The organism is Yersinia hibernica, assembly GCF_004124235.1.
GTDB lineage: Bacteria > Pseudomonadota > Gammaproteobacteria > Enterobacterales > Enterobacteriaceae > Yersinia > Yersinia hibernica.
On the sequence record NZ_CP032487.1, the window covers coordinates 4,691,585 to 4,714,782 of the forward strand.

Sequence of the window (23,198 nt, forward strand, 5' to 3'; positions counted from 1 at the left end):
TCCGTCTCTGGCCCAGAAAAGGAATAACAATGACTCATGTGATTTTAAATAAAATGGGCCAGCTAGGCGGCTTGTTCGTGACTTTATTCGCGGCACTGCTGTTTTCACAAGCCGTATATGCGCTTGATTGCGTTGAGAAAGGCACGGGCACTGTGATTAAGCCGGCTATCCCTATCGGGCAATTAGCCATCCCTTCGAATGTGCCCGCAGGGACGAAAGTTTGGCAATCAAATGATATTACGGTCACGGCCTATTGCGATAATGTTTTAGGGTCAGTAACCGATCAGGTGTGGTTTTACTTTAATCCACTACACCAATCGCTAGGACAGGGTTTGCAATTAGGTGTCAGTTATAATGGCCAAGACTTAGAAACCAACTCGGCCCGCTTAAATACCAATACAACCCCAATAAGAACAGGGCAGAACGTCACAGTGACGGTAACTTTCCGGTTATACATTAAAGTTACCGGCAACCCGCCTTCAAGTGGTTATTATGTTGGCGCAGATAATTTTACGGTATTCCAACTTGATGGCTCAACTGGTTTAAATCTATGGCCAGGTGCAAAGAATTTACGCTACGCCTTGTCAGGATTAACGGGAGTACGTTTTATTGCCTGCGGTGCGGACTTAGTGGTTTCTCCAGCATCACAAATTGTGAATTTTGGCGTTTTCAATCGGACATTACTGCAAAACAGTGGCAATAATATTAGTCAGCCATTTTCCATCACGGCAGTGAAGCAAGGCTGTTTATCCAATTTTTCTATTCAAGCCGAATTTACCACGACCAATCCATTAATTGGTAACAATGCAGTTGATATGCGAAATGGCACCAAACTCACGATATATAACGATGCTAATCAGGCGATTGTTTACAATCAGTATGCGAATTTTGCTGAGTTAAACAATGTTACTCAGGTGACAAAAGGGTATACCGCCAGCTTAAATTCCATTGCAGGTCAAACCGTGCAATTGGGCCAATTTGATGCGACGGCCATTGTAAAGATTAACTATTACTGATATTAGCTCGTTGATTGATAGCCTCCAAGTGGCTATCAATCATAAATGGCTATCGTGACGGGCCTTAATTTAGCTGTCGCTTTGGGGTAATTTCAAAGCAATTAAATATCAAGAGACTGTAATTAAAATTGTGTAATTGCCTGTTTTTGATATGTTCACTCCAACAACGGAGACAGGCAAATTATGGACGAGAAGAAACTTAAAGCTCTCGCTGCAGAACTGGCTAAAGGCCTCAAAACCGAGGCCGATCTCAATGCGTTTTCCCGTATGCTGACGAAGCTTACCGTCGAAACAGCGCTCAATGCAGAGCTGACTGAACACCTCGGACACGAGAAAAATGCCCCAAAAACCGGTTCAAATACCCGCAACGGCTATTCATCCAAAACGCTGCTGTGCGACGATGGCGAGATTGAACTGAGCACGCCTCGTGACCGTGAAAATACCTTCGAGCCACAGCTTATCAAGAAAAATCAGACGCGTATCACGCAGATGGACAGCCAGATTTTGTCCCTGTACGCCAAAGGCATGACAACCCGTGAAATCGTCGCCACATTCAAGGAAATGTACGATGCGGACGTGTCACCCACGCTGATATCTAAAGTCACCGATGCGGTTAAAGAACAGGTTGCTGAATGGCAAAGTCGGCCTCTGGATGCGCTGTATCCCATTGTTTATCTTGACTGTATCGTGGTGAAAGTTCGTCAAAGTGGTAGCGTGATAAACAAAGCGGTGTTCCTCGCTCTCGGCATTAATACTGAAGGTCAGAAAGAACTTCTGGGCATGTGGCTGGCTGAAAACGAAGGGGCGAAGTTCTGGCTCAGTGTGCTGACGGAGCTTAAAAACCGGGGCCTTCAGGATATTCTGATTGCCTGTGTGGACGGCCTGAAAGGCTTCCCGGATGCGATAAACAGCGTGTATCCACAGACGCATATCCAGCTTTGCATCATTCACATGGTGCGCAACAGCCTGAAATACGTGTCGTGGAAGGACTACAAAGCCGTCACCAGCGGACTGAAAACGGTGTATCAGGCTCCGACAGAAGCGGCGGCACTGATGGCGCTGGATAACTTCGCGGCAACCTGGGACGATAAATACCCGCAAATCAGCAAAAGCTGGCGTGCGCACTGGGGAAATCTCAATACGTTCTTTGGCTACCCGCCCGACATCCGCAAAGCCATCTACACCACTAATGCTATCGAATCGCTGAACAGCGTGATCCGTGCAGCTATCAAAAAGCGCAAAGTGTTCCCGACAGACGACTCAGTGAGAAAGGTTATTTATCTGGCGATCAAGGATGCTTCAAAAAAATGGAGTATGCCGATCCAGAACTGGCGGCTGGCGATGAGTCGTTTTATTATCGAGTTCGGTGACCGCCTGAGCGATCACCTTTAATATGGTGGCAGTTACACAGAATTATTTACAGGGTCAATATCAAAGCACATATTTCTCAATTGCCATCGCCACACCATCTTCACTATTAGTGCCCGTCACAAACTGCGCAATTTCTTTCAGCTCAGGAATAGCATTCCCCATTGCCACCCCCACCCCGGCGTAATTAATCATGGCAATATCATTGCCCTGATCACCCAGCGCCATAATATTTTGCTGTGCAATGCCCAAGTGCTCAGCCAGCATTTTGACCCCGGTTCCCTTATCAACTCGTTTACTCAAAATTTCCAAGTAAAAAGGGGCGCTTTTCATGATAGTAAAATGCTCAAATGCTTCAGCGGGCATCAACTCTAATGCGCGGTCCAGTTTTTCTGGCTCATCAATCATCATCACTTTCGGGAAGCGCAATGTTGGGTCCATCTCTTCTACCGCCCGATATTTTAATGGAATACCAGTCAGAAGAACTTCATGCAAAGTATATTTACTGATGTCTTTGTTAGCCGTATATAAAGTATCAAAATCAAAAGCCTGGAAACTGACACCAAACTCGCGCGACAAAGCCTCAAAATAAAGATAATCCTCAAAATTGAGAGTTTCCTGCAAAATACACTCACCCGTGGCCGCTTTTTGTACTAATGCACCATTATTACTGATGCAATAATCACCACTATTTTCCATATTCAGTTCACGTAAATAACGTTGGATCCCGATATAAGGCCGCCCCGTGGCCAATACCACGCACACCCCTTTCGCCCGGGCGGCATCAATCGCCTGCTTTACCCGTGGGGTGATTTCATGCTGCGTATTCAGCAACGTGCCGTCCATATCAATAGCGATTAATTCAATAGCCATAGGTCCTCACATTTATCTAATGAATTCCACATGCTAACGCGATTCAGCGCTCAAATGCTACTAACTCCGCGCGCCGCACAACTGCCAGTAAGGTAAAAATGTGCAAGATTCAACTATCAAATAAAAAAAGCCCAGAAGCAGTTGCCTACTCTGGGCTTTTCTAGCTGAACTATAAATTATCGCATCAATAACTTATCTGATTAGATATCAATATTCGCTGCACGCAGTGCATTCTCTTCGATAAAGGCACGGCGAGGTTCAACCGCATCCCCCATCAGAGTGGTGAATAGCTGGTCAGCGGCAATGGCATCTTTCACCATAACCCGCAGCATACGGCGGCTCGTTGGGTCCATCGTGGTTTCCCACAGCTGCTCTGGATTCATTTCACCCAGACCTTTATAGCGCTGGATTGCCAAACCACGACGGGACTCTTTAACTAACCAGTCCAGTGCGTCTTCAAAACTTGCAACCGGCACACGGCGCTCGCCACGTTCAACAAAAGCATCTGCTTCAATTAAGCCGCGCAGTTTATCACCCAACAGGCAGATCTTACGATATTCACCACCATGGATGAAATCGAAGTCCAGATCATAATCGGTATCCACCCCGTGAGTACGAATCCGCAATACTGGCTCGAACAACTGGCGTTCGCGGTTTTCACGTACCACTGCGCTGTAGCTGCTGCCGTGTTGCTCTTTTTCATTCAGCAAGGCCACCAGCGACTCAATCCACTGCGTCACAATCTCTTTATCGCTCAAGTCCTCTTCTTTCAAGGTTGGCTGATAAATCAGGTTATTCAGCAGAGCACGTGGGTAACGCCGCTCCATACGAGCAATAGTTTTCTGGACACTGTAGTGCTCAGCAACCAGTTTCTCTAGATGTTCACCCACCAATGGTGGTGCATCAGCATTGATATGCAGAGCTGCGCCATCCAGTGCCAGTGTCATCTGGTACTGTTCCATCGCGTCATCATCTTTGATGTATTGCTCTTGTTTACCTTTTTTCACTTTATACAATGGCGGTTGAGCGATAAATACATGACCACGCTCAATAATTTCCGGCATCTGACGGTAGAAGAAGGTCAACAATAACGTACGGATGTGAGAACCATCTACGTCGGCATCGGTCATAATAATGATATTGTGATAGCGCAGTTTGTCCGGGTTATATTCATCCCGGCCAATACCACAACCCAATGCGGTAATCAGCGTTGCCACTTCTTGTGAAGAGAGCATTTTGTCAAAGCGCGCTTTCTCGACGTTCAGGATTTTGCCTTTCAACGGCAAAATGGCCTGATTTTTACGGTTACGGCCTTGTTTAGCAGAGCCGCCCGCAGAGTCCCCTTCCACTAAGTAGAGTTCAGACAATGCCGGATCTCGCTCCTGACAGTCTGCCAACTTGCCTGGCAAACCAGCTAAGTCCAACGCACCTTTACGACGCGTCATTTCACGCGCTTTACGCGCCGCTTCACGAGCACGGGCTGCGTCAATAATCTTACCGACCACGATTTTGGCGTCAGTTGGGTTTTCCAGCAAATACTCAACCAGTTTTTCATTCATCAGTGTTTCGACCGCGGTTTTTACCTCAGAGGAGACCAATTTATCTTTGGTCTGTGAGGAGAATTTAGGGTCTGGTACTTTCACTGAAACCACGGCAATCAAACCCTCACGGGCATCATCACCGGTGGCACTGATTTTTGCTTTTTTACTGTAGCCTTCTTTATCCATGTAGCTGTTCAGGGTACGGGTCATTGCCGTGCGGAATCCCACCAAGTGAGTCCCCCCATCGCGCTGCGGAATATTGTTGGTGAAACAGTAAATATTCTCTTGGAAACCGTCGTTCCACTGCAAGGCCACTTCTACGCCGATATCATCTTTCACGGTGGAGAAATAAAACACTTTTGGGTGGATCGGGTTTTTGTTTTTGTTCAGATACTCAACAAACGCTTTAATACCGCCTTCGTAATGGAAGTGGTCTTCTTTGTCGTTACGTTTGTCTTTCAGCTTGATTGAAACCCCGGAGTTCAGGAACGACAGCTCGCGCAGACGTTTAGCCAGAATTTCATATTGGAATTCGGTGTTATTGGTGAAAGTCTGGAAGCTCGGCCAGAAACGCACGGTAGTCCCGGTCTGGTCAGTTTCACCCACGACTTTCAATGGTGACTGCGGCACACCCATTCGGTAAGTCTGCTCGTGAACTTTACCTTCACGACGAATCACTAATTCCAGTTTTTCGGACAGGGCGTTCACAACAGACACCCCTACACCGTGCAAACCACCGGAAACTTTGTAAGAGTTATCGTCAAATTTACCGCCAGCATGCAATACGGTCATGATGACCTCAGCGGCCGATACCCCTTCCTCGTCATGCATACCGGTTGGGATACCACGGCCATCATCCTGTACGGACACTGAGTTATCCGAATGGATGGTCACCACAATTTCTTTACAGTGGCCAGCGAGGGCTTCGTCGATAGCGTTGTCCACAACCTCGAATACCATGTGGTGCAGACCGGTACCGTCATCAGTATCACCGATATACATGCCCGGACGCTTACGAACCGCATCCAGCCCTTTTAATACCTTGATACTTGAGGAGTCATAAGTATTCGACATCAACGTTTCTCGCTCATTTTTAATCCTGTGATTGAACCTCTATTTTGCCATGTTCCACGCGGAACATCTTGCCCTTTTCACCCACCATGTCAGCCACTTGTTCAGCGCTCACCGCACTGACAAAAACCTGTGCCTGGGTAGCTTTTAAACGCTCGGCCAATAAACGACGACGGCCGGTGTCTAATTCGGAAGCAAAATCGTCAAGCAGATACAGGCAACGCCGCCCGCTCTGTCGGGTGAGAAACTCACCCTGCGCTAACCGCAGTGCGCACATCAGCAGTTTTAGCTGACCACGCGATAGCAAATCCTCTACCGGCGTACCATCGGCCCGAATGCGAAAATCTGCTTTATGGGGCCCAACTGCGGTATAGGTTAGCGCGCGGTCACGCTCAAACTGGCGTTCCAGCAACTCTCCATAATCACTCTCTTTATCCCAGCCACGCTGGAAAGAGAAACTCAGGGCGAACTCTGGCAGGAACAGGGCGCATGTAGCTGAAATATCAGCCGCAATTGCGTCACTGTATGCCGCCCGCCACTCGCTAATTCGCTCAGCCAGCGGGATAATTTCCTGATCCCAAGCCCGGATTTGCGCATAGCGACTAACCTGGCGCAGCGCGGCGTTACGCTGCTTAAGTAACCTTTTCAGGTTGCTCCAGGCCGTAAAGAAACCGGGTTCATTATGAAAGCAACCCCAGTCTAGAAAAGCACGCCGAAATTTTGGCCCGCCATTCAATAAGGTAAACCCCTCAGGGGTAATCAACTGCATTGGCAGCAATTGCGCCAATTCAGCCACTTTATGACCATCAGTGCCGTCAATGCGCACTTTGGTATCGCCCTGCCGGCTCTTACTCAATCCCACCGACGATTCACGCTCATTAGCATCAACCCGGCCATGTAAAACAAACTCAGCACATTCATGACGAATCACACGACCGGCCTGCAAACTGCGAAAAGCGCGACCATGACCCAGAGTATAAATCGCCTCCAACACGCTGGTTTTGCCACTGCCGTTGGGGCCGACTAAAAAATTAAAACCCGACGCCAGCGCCAAGTCTGCCGCTTCAATATTACGAAAATCTTTTATCAGTAAACGCGTCAACGCCATGAAACTGCTTCTTATTCTTATGATCGAAGGCTTTATTGCCTCATTTCAGATCAAGGGCGTTATTGTCGCAGACAGATTGGGTGCGGCCGGCGCACAGTATCCGGAGCGTACATAAGTACATGAGGAGTACGAGCACTGCCCAATCCCAAGCTGGCAAGTAAAATAGCCCGCTATAGATCACAACCGCATTGGCATGACAACATAGGCCGCCGCCTGACTCGCACCATCTTCAATCTGTACGCTCGAGACCGAGTCGGTCAGTAATAGGCTGACATCTTCACACTTGAGTGCATTAAGTACATCAAGCACATAACTGACGTTGAAACCGATCTCCATTTCCGCCCCATCGTAGCTAACATCGAGGATCTCTTCCGCTTCTTCCTGCTCAGGGTTGTTCGCGGTGATTTTGAGCTGGTTTTGGCTAACATACAACCGCACGCCACGAAACTTCTCATTGGACAAAATGGCCGCACGAGCAAAAGCCTGTTTCAGCAAATCACAACTTGCTTTCAGTATTTTATCTGGGTTTTTCGGTAATACGCGACGATAATCCGGGAAGCGGCCATCAACCAACTTCGAGGTGAAAATAAAATCACCCACATGAGCGCGGATATTATTACTGCCGATTTGCAGGCGCAATGGCGTATCACCACCATCCAGTAATCTGACCAACTCCATCACACCTTTACGCGGCACAATCACCGAGTGTGAAGGTAGCGTTTGGCCCACTGGCATGGAACAAACTGCCAACCGGTGGCCATCTGTTGCAACAGTACGCAACTCTTCACCTTCAGTCTCAAACAGCATGCCGTTTAAGTAATAGCGCACATCCTGATGAGCCATTGAGAACTGGGTCGACTCAATCAGCCGCTTCAAGGTTGCCTGCGGTAAAGTGAATTCAACTTCACTTTGCCAATCATCCAGATTCGGGAAGTCTGCCGCGGGTAATGTTGACAGCGAGAAACGGCTACGGCCAGAACGCACCAATAGACGGTCGCCATCTAACGCGACAGTAATTTCCGCACCTTCCGGCAAACCACGCCAGATATCAAAAAACTTCCGGGCAGGCACCGTGGTCGCACCCTGCTCGTGAGGTTGAGACAGTGCCACGCGCGCCACCATCTCCATTTCCAGATCAGTACCAGTCAGCAGCAAAGAGTCTTCTGTGACTTGCAGCAACAAGTTACCCAAGATTGGCAACGTAGGGCGTCCACCCAGCGGGCTACTGACCTGTTGCAGCGGTTTTAGCAAATGCTCACGTTCAATGATAAATTTCATAGCGCTAGGAGGATAATGTTCTGATTAAGTTAGAGAAATCTTCTTTGATGTCGTGGCTTTCTTCACGCAATTGTTCAATTTTGCGGCAAGCATGCAACACCGTGGTATGGTCACGACCACCAAACGCATCGCCGATTTCAGGCAGGCTGTGGTTGGTTAACTCTTTCGCCAGCGCCATCGCCATTTGACGCGGGCGGGCTACCGAACGGGAGCGCCGTTTGGAGAGCAGGTCAGCGACCTTAATTTTATAATATTCTGCGACAGTCTTTTGAATATTATCGATAGTCACCAGTTTTTCTTGCAATGCCAGTAAGTCACGCAGCGCTTCACGTACAAAATCGATGGTAATGGCTCGGCCAGTAAAATTGGCATTGGCAATCACCCGATTCAATGCTCCTTCCAGCTCACGAACATTGGAACGCAGGCGCTTGGCAATAAAGAACGCGACCTCCCCTGGCAAGCGAATATCATTTTCATCCGCTTTCTTCATCAAAATCGCGACTCGGGTTTCCAGTTCCGGCGGCTCAATTGCCACCGTCAGGCCCCAGCCAAATCGCGATTTCAGCCGATCTTCCACCCCATTAATCTCTTTTGGATAGCGATCTGAGGTCAGAATGATCTGCTGATTACCTTCCAACAAGGCATTAAAAGTGTGGAAAAATTCTTCCTGGGAACGCTCTTTATTGGCAAAGAACTGAATGTCATCGATTAATAATGCATCAACCGAGCGATAATAGCGCTTAAATTCTTCTATTGCATTGTTCTGCAAGGCTTTAACCATATCTTGCACAAAACGCTCAGAATGCATGTAAACCACTTTGGCATTGGCTTTGCGCGCCATAATGCCATTCCCGACGGCATGTAACAGGTGAGTTTTACCTAACCCCGTACCACCATAAAGGAACAGCGGGTTATACGCGCCCCCAGGATTATCAGCAACTTGACGCGCTGCAGCACGAGCCAGTTGGTTCGATTTACCCTCAACGAAGTTATCAAATGTGTGCTTAGGGTTTACATTCGAGCGATAAGAAAGTTCAGGCTGAGCAGGCGAACTATCCCAACTCGGGCGCACAGGCGCACTGCGAGTAACCGGAGCAACAGGCGCACTAACGCTGGCTGTAACTGGATGACTGTGTGCTCTTACTGCGGGCTTACTCCCGACTTCAAAACGCAGCAAAGGAACCTCGCTGCCACAGAAATCATTCAGCAACCCATTGATATTGTTTAAGTACTTATCACGTACCCAGTCCAGTACAAAACGATTAGGGGCGTAAAGCGCCAGAGTATTGTCACTCAGTTCCGCCTGTAGGGGGCGTATCCACATACTAAATTCTGTGGCAGGTAATTCATCCTGCAATCGGGCAAGACACTGCTGCCAAAGCGAAAGTGACACGGCGGACTCCACTCGAACAAGATCAATAAAAAGAAAGAAATCAGGATTTTTTGTAACTCATCGTTTTTGACACACGCCAAAATATGGCCTGTAGCAAGCCTAAGTGACATGTGAACCGTTTTTCGGTTGTTTTTACGACTCACATCCCCCCACGATCCCGGAGTAGTGATCCCAGAGTAGTGGATGCGATCGGAATGGCGGATCATAGCGCAAAAGGAGCAATAGATCCTCCCCTTCCTCACAGATTAGATCCTTTTTATCCACAGGCCATAACTTCTGTTGGTAGTGTAACCCAGCGCACAGATTTTCGTGCCCCTCATCAGCCACGATCCCAAAATATTTCGGAATATGCTGGTATCGCCTTCCCTTATCCTGTAGCTGATCCCCATTAATCTACACAGGATCACGCGGCGATCCTTGCGATTTATCCGGGAGTCCGTATAATCCTCAGCCCTACGTGTGATGCCTGTTCTCTTGATGGCCTCGGCCAAAAAGAAACCAGCGGTGAACACGGACAGGCTCTTGGTAAACTCCCAATACAGAAAACTTCTGTGCGGGCGGGCGCAATGTCAATTGACTCAGGACTGTACAATTATTACAATCCCGCTTCTTTATATGTTGCGATTGAGGCGTCGGTGTCTTCACTCCGAGCAGCCAAACGCGTTTACTGAATCAGTAATTATTTTAAGTTTAGGTAGAAATCGCTATGAAACGCACTTTCCAACCGTCCGTATTGAAGCGCAACCGTAGCCACGGTTTCCGTGCTCGTATGGCCACCAAAAATGGTCGTCAAGTTCTGGCTCGCCGTCGTGCGAAAAGCCGTTCTCGTCTGACTGTTTCTAAGTAATAAAAGCTAACCATCTAAGTGGTTAAGCTAGCATTTCCTAGGGAGTTACGTTTGTTAACTCCCAGTCATTTTACTTTCGTCTTCCAGCAGCCACAACGGGCTGGCACGCCGCAAATCACCATCCTCGGCCGCCTGAACGAGCTGGGGCATCCCCGCATTGGTCTCACCGTCGCCAAAAAACATGTCAAACGTGCTCATGAACGTAATCGGATCAAGCGCTTAACCCGCGAAAGTTTCCGGTTGCATCAGCATACGTTACCGTCTATGGATTTTGTCGTTTTGGTGAAAAAAGGTGTGGCTGACCTCGATAACCGTGCGTTGACGGAAGCTTTGGAAAAATTATGGCGTCGCCACTGTCGCCAGGCTCCCGCATCCTGATCGGGCTCATTAGGAGCTATCAGCTCGTGATAAGTCCGCTGTTGGGGCCGCGTTGTCGCTTCCATCCGACGTGCTCTCATTACGGAATTGAGGCATTGAGCCGGTTTGGTATGATAAAAGGCAGTTGGTTAACACTGAAACGCGTATTAAAATGCCACCCTTTGAACCCAGGTGGCGATGATCCCGTGCCGCCGAAACCCGACGATAACAGAGAACACTAACGATGGATTCGCAACGCAATCTTCTACTCATCGCTCTGCTGTTCGTGTCTTTCATGATCTGGCAAGCCTGGCAAGTGGATAACAATCCACAACCAGCCGCTCAGACCACGCAACAGACTGCGAATACTGCAACCGGTGATAAAGCAAGCCAGGCCGTGCCAGGCAGTGGTCAGGGTCAACTGATTACTGTAAAAACTGATGTGCTGTCTCTGACCATTAATACCCGTGGCGGTGACATCGAGCAGGCTAACCTGTTGGCTTACCCGGATACCCTGGGTTCAGATAAAACTTTCGAATTACTGGAAACCACTCCTGCATTCATCTATCAGGCACAAAGCGGCCTGACAGGTAAAAGTGGCCCGGACAATCCAGCTAACGGCGAGCGCCCACTGTTCGAAGTGACGCAAACTAGTTTTGCATTAGCCGATGGCCAGGATGAACTGCGCATTCCATTGACCTTCACCGGTAAAGATGGCTCTGTTTTCACCAAGACTTTCGTGCTGAAACGTAATGACTATGCTATCGGTGTGGATTATCACGTTAAAAATGCCTCAGAAGCCCCACTGGAACTGACGCTGTTCGGCCAATTAAAACAAAGCATTAATTTGCCCAAACACCGTGACACTGGCAGCAATAACTTCGCGCTGCATACTTACCGTGGTACGGCTTACTCTTCTGATGAAACTAAATATAAAAAATACAGCTTTAGTGATATCGAAGATAAAAGTCTGGACATCACGACCAAAGGCGGCTGGGTTGCTATGTTGCAACAGTATTTTGCCACCGCATGGATCCCTGCTGCTAACGAAACCAACACTTTCTACTCCGCTGATTTAGGCAACGGTTTAGCTGCAATTGGCTTCAAAGGTGCACCGGTTGTGGTTCAACCAGGTGAGCAGAAACAACTGGGTGCAACCTTGTGGGTTGGCCCGGAAATTCAGGACAAAATGGCGGCCATCGCGCCACATCTGGACCTGACAGTTGATTATGGTTGGTTATGGTTTATTTCTCAGCCGCTGTTCAAACTGCTGAAATTCATTCACAGCTTTGTCGGTAACTGGGGCTTCTCCATCATTGTTATCACCTTTATTGTGCGCGGTATCATGTACCCGCTGACAAAGGCGCAATACACTTCGATGGCGAAAATGCGTTTGCTGCAGCCTAAACTGGCCGCCATGCGTGAGCGTATCGGTGACGATAAGCAGCGTATGAGCCAGGAAATGATGGCGTTGTACAAAGCTGAGAAGGTTAATCCGCTGGGTGGCTGCTTACCGCTGATCATTCAGATGCCAATCTTCCTGGCGTTGTACTACATGTTGATGAGTTCAGTTGAGTTGCGCCATGCGCCATTCATTTTGTGGATTCATGACCTGTCAGCACAAGACCCGTACTATATTCTGCCGATTCTGATGGGTATCACCATGTACTTCATTCAGAAGATGTCACCAACGACCGTGACTGACCCGATGCAGCAGAAAATCATGACCTTTATGCCGGTTATCTTCACCGTGTTCTTCCTGTGGTTCCCGGCCGGTCTGGTGCTGTACTATATCGTCAGTAACTTGGTGACTATCCTGCAGCAACAGTTGATTTATCGTGGTCTGGAAAAACGTGGTTTACACAGCCGCGATAAGAAAAAATAATCCACACCGATAATCATCAGTATCAAAGGGCGGTCAATATGACCGCCTTATTCTTTTTATAGAAACCTGATTTACACAGTCAGGTTTGTGTAAAAACAATAAGTTAAAGAGAGATATAACCATGAGCACCACTGATACTATCGTGGCACAAGCAACACCGCCAGGCCGTGGTGGCGTTGGTATTTTACGTGTTTCAGGTCGTGCCGCCGCCGCCGTCGCGCAGGCCGTGTTGGGTAAATTACCCAAACCGCGCTACGCCGATTATCTGGCGTTTAAAGATGTTGATGGCAGCACATTAGACCAAGGTATCGCTCTCTACTTTCCCGGCCCGAATTCATTTACTGGCGAGGACGTGCTGGAACTACAAGGCCATGGTGGCCCAGTCATACTGGATTTGCTGTTAAAACGCATCCTGGCCCTGCCTGGGCTGCGCATTGCCCGTCCAGGTGAGTTCTCTGAGCGCGCATTCTTAAATGACAAACTGGATTTAGCGCAAGCCGAGGCCATTGCCGACCTGATTGACGCCAGTTCAGAGCAAGCCGCTCGCTCAGCGGTCAATTCATTACAGGGCGCATTTTCTGTTCGTATCCATCAATTGGTGGAAGCACTCACTCACTTGCGCATCTACGTCGAGGCGGCGATTGACTTTCCGGATGAGGAAATTGATTTCCTTTCCGATGGCAAAATTGAAGCTCAATTGAAGGGCGTCATGGCGGATTTGGAGCAAGTGCGCACCGAAGCCCGGCAAGGTAGCCTGCTGCGCGAGGGGATGAAAGTGGTTATTGCTGGCCGCCCGAATGCCGGTAAATCCAGTTTACTCAATGCGTTAGCGGGTCGTGAAGCGGCAATAGTGACTGATGTTGCTGGCACCACCCGTGATGTATTGCGGGAACATATTCACATCGATGGGATGCCATTGCATATCATTGATACTGCAGGGTTACGTGAAGCCAGCGATAAAGTTGAGCGCATTGGTATCGAACGGGCCTGGCATGAGATTGAACAAGCTGACCGGGTGCTGTTTATGGTTGATGGCACCACAACAGATGCCACGGAGCCGGCCGCTATCTGGCCTGAGTTTATGACGCGGTTGCCACCGACGCTCCCCATCACCGTGGTGCGAAATAAAGCTGACATCACAGGTGAAACCTTAGGTCTGACCGAAGTGAATGGTCACTCACTTATTCGCTTATCAGCCCGAACCGGTGAGGGTATTGACCTGCTGCGCAACCATCTCAAGCAGAGTATGGGCTTTACCAGTAACACCGAAGGCGGTTTTTTGGCTCGTCGTCGTCATTTACAAGCGCTAGAAACTGCCGCGCAGCATCTGGTGCAAGGCCATGAACAGTTAGTAAGCGCTTACGCCGGTGAATTATTGGCCGAAGAGTTACGTTTAGCACAACAGTCGTTGAGTGAAATTACCGGTGAATTTAGCTCTGATGACCTACTGGGGCGGATTTTCTCCAGTTTTTGTATCGGAAAATGAGTGTGATGCCATAGAGGCATTTTGATAAGCTTGCTCTATGAGTCTGAGCCGTTCATCAATCTGAACTGAGTACGGCTCAAACACTTAACTCTATCTATAAATTGAGGTATCCATGATTATAAAACCACGTGTACGCGGCTTTATCTGTGTGACTGCTCATCCGGCGGGCTGCGAAGCTAACGTCAAAAAGCAAATCGACTATGTCACTGCAGAAGGCGCAATCGCTAACGGCCCCAAAAGAGTATTAGTGATTGGTGCGTCAACTGGATACGGGCTGGCAGCCCGCATTACAGCAGCATTTGGTTGTGGTGCCGATACTCTGGGGGTGTTCTTTGAACGTCCGGGTGAAGAGGGCAAGCCGGGCACCTCTGGTTGGTACAATAGCGCGGCGTTCCACAAATTTGCAGAGCAAAAAGGCCTGTACGCGAAGAGCATCAACGGCGATGCTTTCTCTGATGAAATTAAGCGCCTGACCATTGAAGCTATCAAGCAGGACTTGGGTCAAGTTGATCAAGTTATCTACAGCCTGGCCTCACCACGCCGTACTCATCCGAAAACTGGCGAAGTGTTTAACTCGACACTGAAACCCATCGGGCATGAAGTGAAGTTCCGTGGCCTTGATACCGACAAAGAAGTTATCAAAGAAGCCGTGTTGCAACCAGCCACCCAAGAAGAGATCGACAACACTGTTGCGGTAATGGGGGGTGAAGATTGGCAGATGTGGATTGATGCCCTGCTGGAAGCTGGCGTGCTGGCGCAAGGTGCGCAAACCACCGCCTTCACCTATCTGGGCGAAAAAATCACCCATGATATCTATTGGAATGGCTCCATTGGGGCGGCCAAGAAAGATTTAGATCAAAAAGTTTTAGCTATTCGCGATAGCTTATCTGCCCATGGCGGTGGCGATGCCCGTGTTTCTGTATTGAAAGCCGTTGTGACTCAGGCCAGCTCTGCCATCCCAATGATGCCACTGTATTTGTCACTGTTATTCAAAGTGATGAAAGAGAAAGGGACTCACGAGGGCTGTATCGAACAGGTGTATTCGCTGTATAAAGACAGCCTATGTGGTAGCGCACCACATATGGACCAAGAGGGCCGTCTGCGGGCTGACTACAAAGAGCTGGATCCTGAGGTTCAAGGACAAGTACAGCAACTGTGGGACCAAGTCACCAACGACAATATTTATCAGCTGACTGATTTCACCGGCTATAAGACTGAGTTCTTAAATCTGTTCGGTTTTGCTGTTGATGGTGTTGATTATGAAGCCGATGTTAACCCTGTGGTAAAAATTCCTAATCTGATTCAGGGCTAACTTCAAATTTATATCTAAACAACCCGCTGTACGGCGTGCGGCGGGTTATTCACTCTCTCATTATTGCCTTTCGTTAGACTCTTCTAATACACAATCACAAATCTCTTATGCCCATAATGGATAAGCTAAGGTCATTTTCTTCGTTTACGGATCCCCCCTGCAATGTTTGAATAATTTTATTCTTAGTTATTCAGTTCATCACTAACAGTGATAGCCCAACCTGCAAAAAATACGCTTTTATTTAAATATAATTATACAGGGAAATAATGATGAGAATGCGTTCACTGGCGATACCTTTATTAGGTTTCATTATTTTAACATCATTAAATGCCCACAGTGAGGAGAAGAAAGTCATTAAATTGGGATTTAACCCTGGCCCTTATAAAGAACAATTTGAGAAAGGTGTAGCACCTTATCTCATAAAGAAAGGTTATCATATCGAATATAAAGACTTTAATGATGGCATTCAGGTTAATAATGCCGTTAGCACTGGTGAGATTGATGGCAATATCATGCAGCATCCGATTTATCTGCAAGCTATAAATGACCGTCTACGCATTGATAACATCGGTATTGTTCAGGTACCCACTCCCCCTATGGGGTTGTATTCTGATAAACATCAAAAGAGTGATAAGCCGAAAGAGGGGGCATGGATTTCAGTCCCCAACCAGCCCTCAAATGAATACCGCGCCGCACTCTTATTGCAATCCATTGGTTGGATCAAACTCACAGATAAAATTGACCCAGCAACTTTCTCACAAAAAGATATTGCAGAAAATCCGTATCATTTAGTCATCAAGGAAATGGATAATGCCCAACAAGTCAGAGCATTACCTGATGTTGACTACGGGGCTATTCAAGGTAATTTTGCGGTTTCTAACGGTATCAAACTCACTTCCGCCTTACAACTTGAAAAACCTACAACTCAGTTTGTTAATGTGGTGACCGTTGCCGGTAAAAATAAAGACGCCGAGTTTGCCAAAGATATTATTGCAGGATATCACGCTCCTGAATTCAAAAAATATATTCTGGAAAACGAAAAGTATAGCGGTTATATGCTGCCTGATTATCTAAACTAGTGGAATAATAGATGATTGAGCTTCAGCATATTTTCAAAACCTTTGAACGCAAAGGTACTAAACTTCAGGCGCTTAATGATGTCAGTTTAACCATCGAAGATGGCGATATATATGGCATTATTGGTTACAGCGGGGCAGGGAAAAGCACATTACTGCGCATGGTCAACTCACTGGAAAGCCCAACCTCGGGAAATGTAGTGATTGATGGGAAGAATTTGCATGATTTTAGCCCTGAACAGCTTAGGCTGCTGAAAAAAAATATTGGCATGATATTCCAAAATTTTAACTTACTGGAATCAAAAACAGTTTTTAAGAATGTCGCTATGCCGCTTATTTTATTAGGAAAAAACAAAAAATTTATTCAGGAACGTGTCGCTGAACTGCTTGATTTTGTTGGGCTAAGGGATAAAAGTCACAATTTTCCTAACGAATTATCAGGTGGGCAGAAACAACGGGTGGGTATTGCCCGTGCGCTGGCAACCAATCCTTCAATTCTGTTATGTGATGAAGCAACATCATCGTTAGACCCTCAAACCACTGCCCAGATATTGTTATTACTGAAGAAAATTAATCAGCAATACAATATTACGGTTTTACTTATTACCCATGAGATGTCGGTCATTCAAAAGATTTGTAATAAGGTGGCGGTCATGGAAAACGGTAAAATTATTGAGCAAGGTTCGGTGTTGACGGTGTTTGGCCATCCAACTCATCCTACAACCCTTAATTTTGTGCGCACTGTCATCAAAGACAGTTTACCGGAGAGTGTGAAAAGGCAATTAGATAGCAGTCATGCTGGCCGTCAATTCCGCCTGGCATTTATCGGGGCGATAGCCACACAACCAGTTATAAATCAGCTTATCAAACAATATGATATTAGTGTCAATATTCTGTTCGCCAACATGTCAGAAATACAGGACACCACATTGGGCCATATGGTACTGCTATTAACTGGCGAAAATCGCATCATTGATAGCGCAGTTAATTATCTGGCAGGAACAGGGATTGATATACAGGAAATAAATTGATGATCGAAACCGCAATTACGTTAGAGCAATTTATCCAAGCGCTATATGACACCTTGGTCATGGTCAGTATTTCATTGGTGATCGGTTCTCTTATTGGTATTCCTTTAGGAATTTTACTGGTGGTGACCCGGCCGGGCGGATTAATTAAGAATCGTACTTTTTATAATATTCTTAATCCCATTATCAATATCATCCGATCACTGCCATTTATTATTCTGATGGTCGCAATTATTCCGCTCACCCGTCTAATTGTGAACACCACAATAGGAACGCCGGGCGCGATTGTGCCGCTGATTATTTTTATCGCACCGTATATTGGCCGCCTGGTGGAAAACTCACTGTTGGATGTAAACCCCGGTATTCTGGAAGCAGCAAAATCAATGGGGGCAACACCGCTACAAGCAATTTGGTATTTCTTGCTGCCCGAAGCACTGTCGTCATTAATATTGGCGCTGACCACTGCAACTATTGGCCTGATTGGTGCAACGGCAATGGCGGGGACTGTCGGGGGCGGTGGGATTGGTGATCTCGCTATTACTTATGGCTATCAGCGTTTTGATACTTTTGTCACCGTCACTACCGCCATTGTATTAATTATCACTGTACAACTCATCCAGTCGCTGGGTAATTTATTTGCTCGTAAAATTCGCCGCGAATAATTAAAACCCCCCTTTTGCTAAATAAAAGGGGGGTTCACTTTTTATGCAGCAAAGCTATATGACATTAAACCTTAAAGCCGCTAATCACACTTTCCAATTGCAAAGTTTGATCCTGCATCGCCTGAGCCGCTGCTGCCACCTGCTCCACCAGCGCCGCATTTTGCTGTGTTGAGTTATCTAACTGATTAATCGCCAGATTAACCTGCTCGATACCCAGACTTTGCTCTTGGCTGGATGCCATTATCTCATTCATTAACGCCGCTACATTGGAAACCCCATTCATCAAGTCATCCATTGTGGTGCCCGCATCCGCCACTAAATTCGTCCCAATCGCTATATCGGACACCGAATCTTCAATCAGCTTTTTAATCTCACGGGCAGATGTTGCGGAGCGCTGCGCTAAATTACGCACCTCAGAGGCCACCACCGCAAAGCCACGCCCTTGCTCCCCGGCTCTGGCAGCTTCTACTGCGGCATTCAGCGCCAGAATATTAGTTTGGAAAGCAATGCTGTCAATTACACTGATAATATCGACGATTTTCTTCGATGAGTGGTTGATTGACCCCATGGTGTCCACCACTTTCTTCACCACTGTACTGCCTTTTACTGCCACATTTGATGCTTCCATCGCCAGTTGGTTAGCATGGCTGGCGTTATCCGCATTTTGTTTCACCGTGCTGGTCAGTTCATCCATTGAAGCCGCGGTTTGCTCAATGGAACTGGCTTGATCTTCGGTCCGCGCAGATAAATCCAGATTACCACTGGCAATTTGGCGCGATGCCGATGCAATCGCCAAACTGCTTTCACCGACCTGCCGCATCATTTGCTGCAAATAGTCGATAAAATCGTTGAAACTCTGGTTAATGGCATTGAACTCCGGGCTAGTGCTTTGTGGCAAGCGCTGGGTTAAGTCAGCTCCTCCCGCTGACAGCGCGGTGATATTCTCTTTCAACACTGCCAAGCGTTTCATAAATACGCGGATAGAGAACACCAAGAACAGCAGCAATAACAACATGATGGGGATCTGCACTAACCCCAAGTGCATCAGAATGCTGTGACTCTGTTTGACCAATAAGCTGGTGGGCAGGTCAGTGACCAAATACCACGGGCTATTGGCGATTGGGCGGATAAACAGGGTGTGGGAAGTGCCATCGACGTCAAATTCACTTTCCAGCGATTTCTGGTCTTTCATCTGCGCCAATATCCGCTGTGTTTCTGCGGCCATCGGCGAGCTATTGGCAAAATCGGCCAGATTTTTTAATTCAGCTTTGCCATCGGCTAAGGCGCTGCTGCCGACAATTTTACCGTCAGCTTCAACAATCAGGATGGTGCCATTCACCCGCTGTTCCATCTCTTTAACCAAGCGGTTAAAGAAACCTAAAGTGACATCAATAGTAGAGACGCCATACACTGCGTCATCTTTATAAATCGCCATCGCGCAGTTGGTTCTCGGTTGCGGGCTGGCATCATCCTGATAGGCTTTAGCCCAAGCACAGAAGCCTTTGGGCGCATTTAAGCCATCTTTGTACCATGGTTGTTCAAAATAATTTTGCGACTCGGGTGAATTCCAATGAGTATTAACCGTTAACTTATTTTCCCCATTGCGTGCGAAGAAAGTGCTGAATTTAATCACCCCTTGCTCGCGTGTATTGGGCAATGGCCAAATCCCACCACCAAAGACATTACTGTCACCATATTGATCTACCAACCCCGGCAATAATAAGTCGATGGTATTACTGTCCATGATGGCAACAGCCTGCGTAATACTGCGGGCTTGTGCTTCCACTTTATTCATTTGCGCCGTTATTGCCGTTGCGATTTGGTCGACGCTATTGCTAATAATGGTGCTTTCAGATTGTTTGAGTTGTGGTGTCACAAAAAGCTGAATAACCACCACGGTGATTATCAGCAAGAAAATGAAAAACGCACTAACGAGTAAGGTAAATCGGGCTTGAGTGGTTTTTAGCATTATCGTGTCGCTCAATGTAAGAGAGCTGGATAGCCCCAGATCTATTAACGGCATTCCACGCAAAGACTTGATAACGGCAAGAAATGATTTTTCTGTTCCTCTCCTGCGATCACAATTTCAGCAAAATAAATCCCGCAACTGATTACTCATTTATGTGAAATTTAACCGGGTAATGGTGCAGATAGTCATTGTTTTGTCGCATAAGTTTGCCCTACTCTGGTGGTGAAATAGTGTTATTTATTGAATGGGAGTAAGTCATGTCACAGCAATCCCTTAAAATCGTTACTCTATTGGGTAGCCTGCGCAGTGGTTCCTACAATGCTATGGTGGCACGCGCGTTGCCAAAATTAGCCCCCAGCGGGGTGAGCATCGAAGCCCTACCTACTATTGGCGATATTCCGCTTTATGATGCTGATGTACAGCAAGAAGATGGCTTCCCAGCGGCGGTTCTGGCGATTGCTGAGCAGATTCGCCAAGCTGATGGGGTCATTATTGTGACACCGGAATATAACTATTCAGTCCCTGGCGGGTTGAAAAATGCCATTGACTGGTTATCGCGTTTACCTCATCAGCCGCTCGCCAACAAACCCGTGGCGATTCAGACCAGCTCCATGGGGCCAATCGGAGGGGCGCGTTGCCAGTATCATCTGCGCCAGATTTTGGTTTTCCTTGAAGCTATGGTGATGAATAAACCCGAATTTATGGGCGGGGTGATTCAAAGCAAAGTCGACGAACAAACCAAAGAGCTGACAGACCAAGCAACTCTAGACTTTCTGGCCAAACAACTTGCCGCCTTTGCGACATATATTGAACGTGTCCAAGTGAAATAAGCCCTGCGGCTGCAAAACCCCCATAGCCGCAGTAATGGGGGTTTCCTCCGAATCCCTAGTCATGTTATCAATAGCTACCTTATATTTGCGGATGCTCTTACCCCATGGCCGTTAAAATCACTGTCTGGTTTATCCTGACCCTGATATCCACTTTCTGGCTGGGTTGGTATGGGCTGAACACACAACAAGCTGCGCGTGAGGCCGATTTTCGCACCATTCACCGCGAACTGAGCCAACAGTTGGCTCAACAACAGGCGATTTTATTTTTAGCTTTGGAACCGAGCCAATTGGTGCAATTACAGCGCCATTTCCCACAGCTGGTGGCCATAAACCAAATGCCGGCCGACCCCTCCAAACCAGGCCAACTCAGCTTACACATTCAGGGGGGGGATTACCGCTTAGCCAACTCATACAGCGGCAGTGGTTTGCAGGTTAATGCCCAAAAGCTGCTGCAAATTGTCGGCTTACCGCCCCATTTTGACAGTTTGATATTACGTCATCAGCAGCAACAGCTGGCGATTTTGGGCCATGCAGCCCCCGAAAGTTTCTGGCAATGGCAAAAGCCGCTGGGAGAAGGGGCGCAATCTTTTACTTTGCTGGGTTATGCCACCCCTGTTTGGCGCGATTTACCGTGGTTTAGCGCCCTGCTGCTGTCGCTGATATCTGCCGTAGCCTTATACAGTTGGCACCGCTGGCAACAATTGGCGCAATACCGCTTACATGCCGAACAGCGCGCTAAATTTGCCGATCAAGCCAGACTTAATGCCATGGGAGAAATTGCAACTGGCATCGCCCATGAATTAAATCAACCACTTACCGCTACATTGACCTACAATCAAACAGCATTACGGCTGTTGCCGCCACAGGATGAAAAAGTGACTCCGTTGCTGGTGGCCTCTGTCGAACAAATCAAACGCATTGCTGCATTATTGGACAGACTGCGCGCCCTACTCAGCCGTGGGCAAATAAATTTACAACCGCTAGTCGTCGGCGATATCTGGCGGCGAGTGACCGTGTTGTTGAGTCAGGAAATAAGCGCGGCGAATGTCAAAATCCTAAACACTATTCCCACGAATTTGCCCACACTCCAGAGTGACCCCCTGTGGCTGGAGCAGGTTTTTCACAATTTACTCAGTAATGCCATTCACGCCCTCCAACAGACGGCCAACCCGACCATCCGCTTTACAATATATACTGAAGCTAAACAATGGGTTATTAAGATTGAGGATAACGGGCCAGGGCTGAGTCATCAGCAGTTAGATAACCTTTTCACCCCCTTTTACACCACTCGAGAGAGTGGGCTGGGGTTAGGGCTGACCTTGTGTGAAACATTGGTACAGCGTATGGGCGGTGAGATAAAAGCAAGCAACAGTGAATATAGTGGGGCCTGCTTTACCCTGACTTTTCCTCTGATTGCCGGGAGCATAGATGACAAAACACATTTATCTGATTGATGACGATGAGGGTGTTCGTGCCGCGTTGAGCGCATTACTCACGACCATGGGCTGGGAGGTTAAAGCATTCAGTCACGGCCAAACCTTCCTCGATACCTTGGTCGTGACTCAGCCCAGCTGTGTGCTACTGGATATTCGCATGCCGGGTAAAAGTGGGATGACGATATTAGAAACCATTCAAGAGCGTGATGACACCCTCCCGGTCATCATTATGACGGGGCACAGTAATGTTGAATTATGTCGCCGCGCTTTTAAAGGCGGCGCACTGGAGTTTTTGACCAAGCCGATTGATGCCGATGTATTGATTGAAACCATCAGTATGGCGCTGGAACAGCATGAACAGGCGATGCAAGCCCATCAACAGCAAGCAAGTTATCAACAGTTACTCAAGCAACTCTCTGCTCGTGAGTGGGAAGTTGCCACCCTGATTATTCAAGGGGAAACCAGTAAACAGATCGCCCATATTTTGTCGATTTCTCCGCGCACCGTCGAGGCCCACCGCGCGAATATCTTTGCCAAATTAGAGGTCAATTCGCTGGCATCACTTATTCATTACTATGGCCAGTTAATCGTCAGTCATGCTTAATAATAGGTAGATCTACGGATCAAAACGGGTAGTTAGCCGAATGTTTTTCCACCACTTT

Annotated in this window: 20 protein-coding genes; 14 read left to right on the plus strand and 6 right to left on the minus strand. The window is 47.6% G+C overall.

Translation table 11 applies throughout. The features are described 5' to 3' along the window. Positions 1-29 precede the first annotated feature (29 nt). Both D5F51_RS21905 and D5F51_RS21910 read left to right on the plus strand, forming a co-directional pair. Positions 30-1,016: a fimbrial protein gene (locus D5F51_RS21905; protein ID WP_129199061.1), complete on the plus strand. Its 987-nt coding sequence runs from the start codon at positions 30-32 to the stop codon at positions 1,014-1,016. 183 nt (positions 1,017-1,199) lie between these two features. Continuing rightward, complete coding sequence (locus D5F51_RS21910; RefSeq protein WP_129195537.1) at positions 1,200-2,408, plus strand: IS256 family transposase; 1,209 nt, start codon at positions 1,200-1,202, stop codon at positions 2,406-2,408. Between the two features lie 39 nt (positions 2,409-2,447). On the opposite strand, the gene yidA is transcribed toward D5F51_RS21910, so the two are convergent. The 5 genes from yidA to dnaA all read right to left on the minus strand — a co-directional run bounded on the left by yidA (position 2,448) and on the right by dnaA (position 9,648). After that, positions 2,448-3,257, minus strand: a complete 810-nt coding sequence (gene yidA / locus D5F51_RS21915; RefSeq protein ID WP_129199063.1) for a sugar-phosphatase — start codon at positions 3,255-3,257, stop codon at positions 2,448-2,450. A gap of 200 nt (positions 3,258-3,457) precedes the next feature. Continuing rightward, positions 3,458-5,872, minus strand: a complete 2,415-nt coding sequence (gyrB, locus tag D5F51_RS21920; protein ID WP_025376423.1) for a DNA topoisomerase (ATP-hydrolyzing) subunit B — start codon at positions 5,870-5,872, stop codon at positions 3,458-3,460. A 19-nt stretch (positions 5,873-5,891) separates the two neighbouring features. Next, positions 5,892-6,977, minus strand: coding sequence for a DNA replication/repair protein RecF (gene recF / locus D5F51_RS21925; protein WP_025376422.1), 1,086 nt, complete (start codon positions 6,975-6,977; stop codon positions 5,892-5,894). 177 nt (positions 6,978-7,154) lie between these two features. After that, the gene (gene dnaN / locus D5F51_RS21930; RefSeq protein ID WP_025376421.1) at positions 7,155-8,255 is read right to left on the minus strand and encodes a DNA polymerase III subunit beta; all 1,101 of its coding nucleotides are present in this window, start codon (positions 8,253-8,255) and stop codon (positions 7,155-7,157) included. A 4-nt stretch (positions 8,256-8,259) separates the two neighbouring features. After that, on the minus strand, positions 8,260-9,648 hold the full coding sequence (dnaA, locus tag D5F51_RS21935) for a chromosomal replication initiator protein DnaA (protein ID WP_005161100.1): 1,389 nt from the start codon (positions 9,646-9,648) through the stop codon (positions 8,260-8,262). 706 nt (positions 9,649-10,354) lie between these two features. Here dnaA and rpmH point away from each other — a divergent pair. From rpmH to D5F51_RS21985, 9 genes are all read left to right on the plus strand, one after another. Next, positions 10,355-10,495 (plus strand): 50S ribosomal protein L34, encoded by a 141-nt coding sequence (gene rpmH / locus D5F51_RS21945; RefSeq protein ID WP_002220736.1) that lies wholly within the window; start codon positions 10,355-10,357, stop codon positions 10,493-10,495. An 18-nt stretch (positions 10,496-10,513) separates the two neighbouring features. Then, positions 10,514-10,873 (plus strand): ribonuclease P protein component, encoded by a 360-nt coding sequence (gene rnpA, locus D5F51_RS21950; protein WP_025380108.1) that lies wholly within the window; start codon positions 10,514-10,516, stop codon positions 10,871-10,873. Beyond that, the gene (gene yidD / locus D5F51_RS21955) at positions 10,837-11,094 is read left to right on the plus strand and encodes a membrane protein insertion efficiency factor YidD (RefSeq protein WP_087769190.1); all 258 of its coding nucleotides are present in this window, start codon (positions 10,837-10,839) and stop codon (positions 11,092-11,094) included. Before rnpA ends, yidD begins: the two co-directional genes overlap by 37 nt. 2 nt (positions 11,095-11,096) lie before the next feature. Then, complete coding sequence (gene yidC / locus D5F51_RS21960) at positions 11,097-12,737, plus strand: membrane protein insertase YidC (RefSeq protein WP_129199065.1); 1,641 nt, start codon at positions 11,097-11,099, stop codon at positions 12,735-12,737. 121 nt (positions 12,738-12,858) lie between these two features. Beyond that, positions 12,859-14,223, plus strand: a complete 1,365-nt coding sequence (gene mnmE / locus D5F51_RS21965) for a tRNA uridine-5-carboxymethylaminomethyl(34) synthesis GTPase MnmE (RefSeq protein ID WP_129199067.1) — start codon at positions 12,859-12,861, stop codon at positions 14,221-14,223. Positions 14,224-14,335: 112 nt separating this feature from the next. Further along, on the plus strand, positions 14,336-15,535 hold the full coding sequence (gene fabV, locus D5F51_RS21970) for an enoyl-ACP reductase FabV (RefSeq protein WP_025380105.1): 1,200 nt from the start codon (positions 14,336-14,338) through the stop codon (positions 15,533-15,535). A gap of 269 nt (positions 15,536-15,804) precedes the next feature. Beyond that, positions 15,805-16,614: a MetQ/NlpA family ABC transporter substrate-binding protein gene (locus D5F51_RS21975; RefSeq protein WP_162301877.1), complete on the plus strand. Its 810-nt coding sequence runs from the start codon at positions 15,805-15,807 to the stop codon at positions 16,612-16,614. An 11-nt stretch (positions 16,615-16,625) separates the two neighbouring features. Beyond that, positions 16,626-17,642, plus strand: coding sequence for a methionine ABC transporter ATP-binding protein (locus D5F51_RS21980; protein ID WP_025380103.1), 1,017 nt, complete (start codon positions 16,626-16,628; stop codon positions 17,640-17,642). Further along, positions 17,642-18,301: a methionine ABC transporter permease gene (locus tag D5F51_RS21985; RefSeq protein ID WP_162301813.1), complete on the plus strand. Its 660-nt coding sequence runs from the start codon at positions 17,642-17,644 to the stop codon at positions 18,299-18,301. Before D5F51_RS21980 ends, D5F51_RS21985 begins: the two co-directional genes overlap by 1 nt. A 64-nt stretch (positions 18,302-18,365) precedes the next feature. On the opposite strand, the gene D5F51_RS21990 is transcribed toward D5F51_RS21985, so the two are convergent. Next, entirely contained in the window at positions 18,366-20,270 is a 1,905-nt protein-coding gene (locus D5F51_RS21990) for a methyl-accepting chemotaxis protein (protein WP_162301814.1), read from the minus strand. A gap of 257 nt (positions 20,271-20,527) precedes the next feature. Here D5F51_RS21990 and D5F51_RS21995 point away from each other — a divergent pair, with 257 nt between their 5' ends. The 3 genes from D5F51_RS21995 (at position 20,528) to D5F51_RS22005 (ending at position 23,140) form a co-directional block, all read left to right on the plus strand. Continuing rightward, on the plus strand, positions 20,528-21,100 hold the full coding sequence (locus D5F51_RS21995) for an NADPH-dependent FMN reductase (protein ID WP_129199075.1): 573 nt from the start codon (positions 20,528-20,530) through the stop codon (positions 21,098-21,100). Between the two features lie 104 nt (positions 21,101-21,204). Then, positions 21,205-22,554 (plus strand): sensor histidine kinase, encoded by a 1,350-nt coding sequence (locus tag D5F51_RS22000; protein ID WP_129199077.1) that lies wholly within the window; start codon positions 21,205-21,207, stop codon positions 22,552-22,554. After that, the gene (locus D5F51_RS22005; RefSeq protein ID WP_129199079.1) at positions 22,529-23,140 is read left to right on the plus strand and encodes a response regulator transcription factor; all 612 of its coding nucleotides are present in this window, start codon (positions 22,529-22,531) and stop codon (positions 23,138-23,140) included. The genes D5F51_RS22000 and D5F51_RS22005 overlap by 26 nt, the downstream gene beginning before the upstream one ends. The last annotated feature ends 58 nt before the right edge of the window (positions 23,141-23,198 follow it).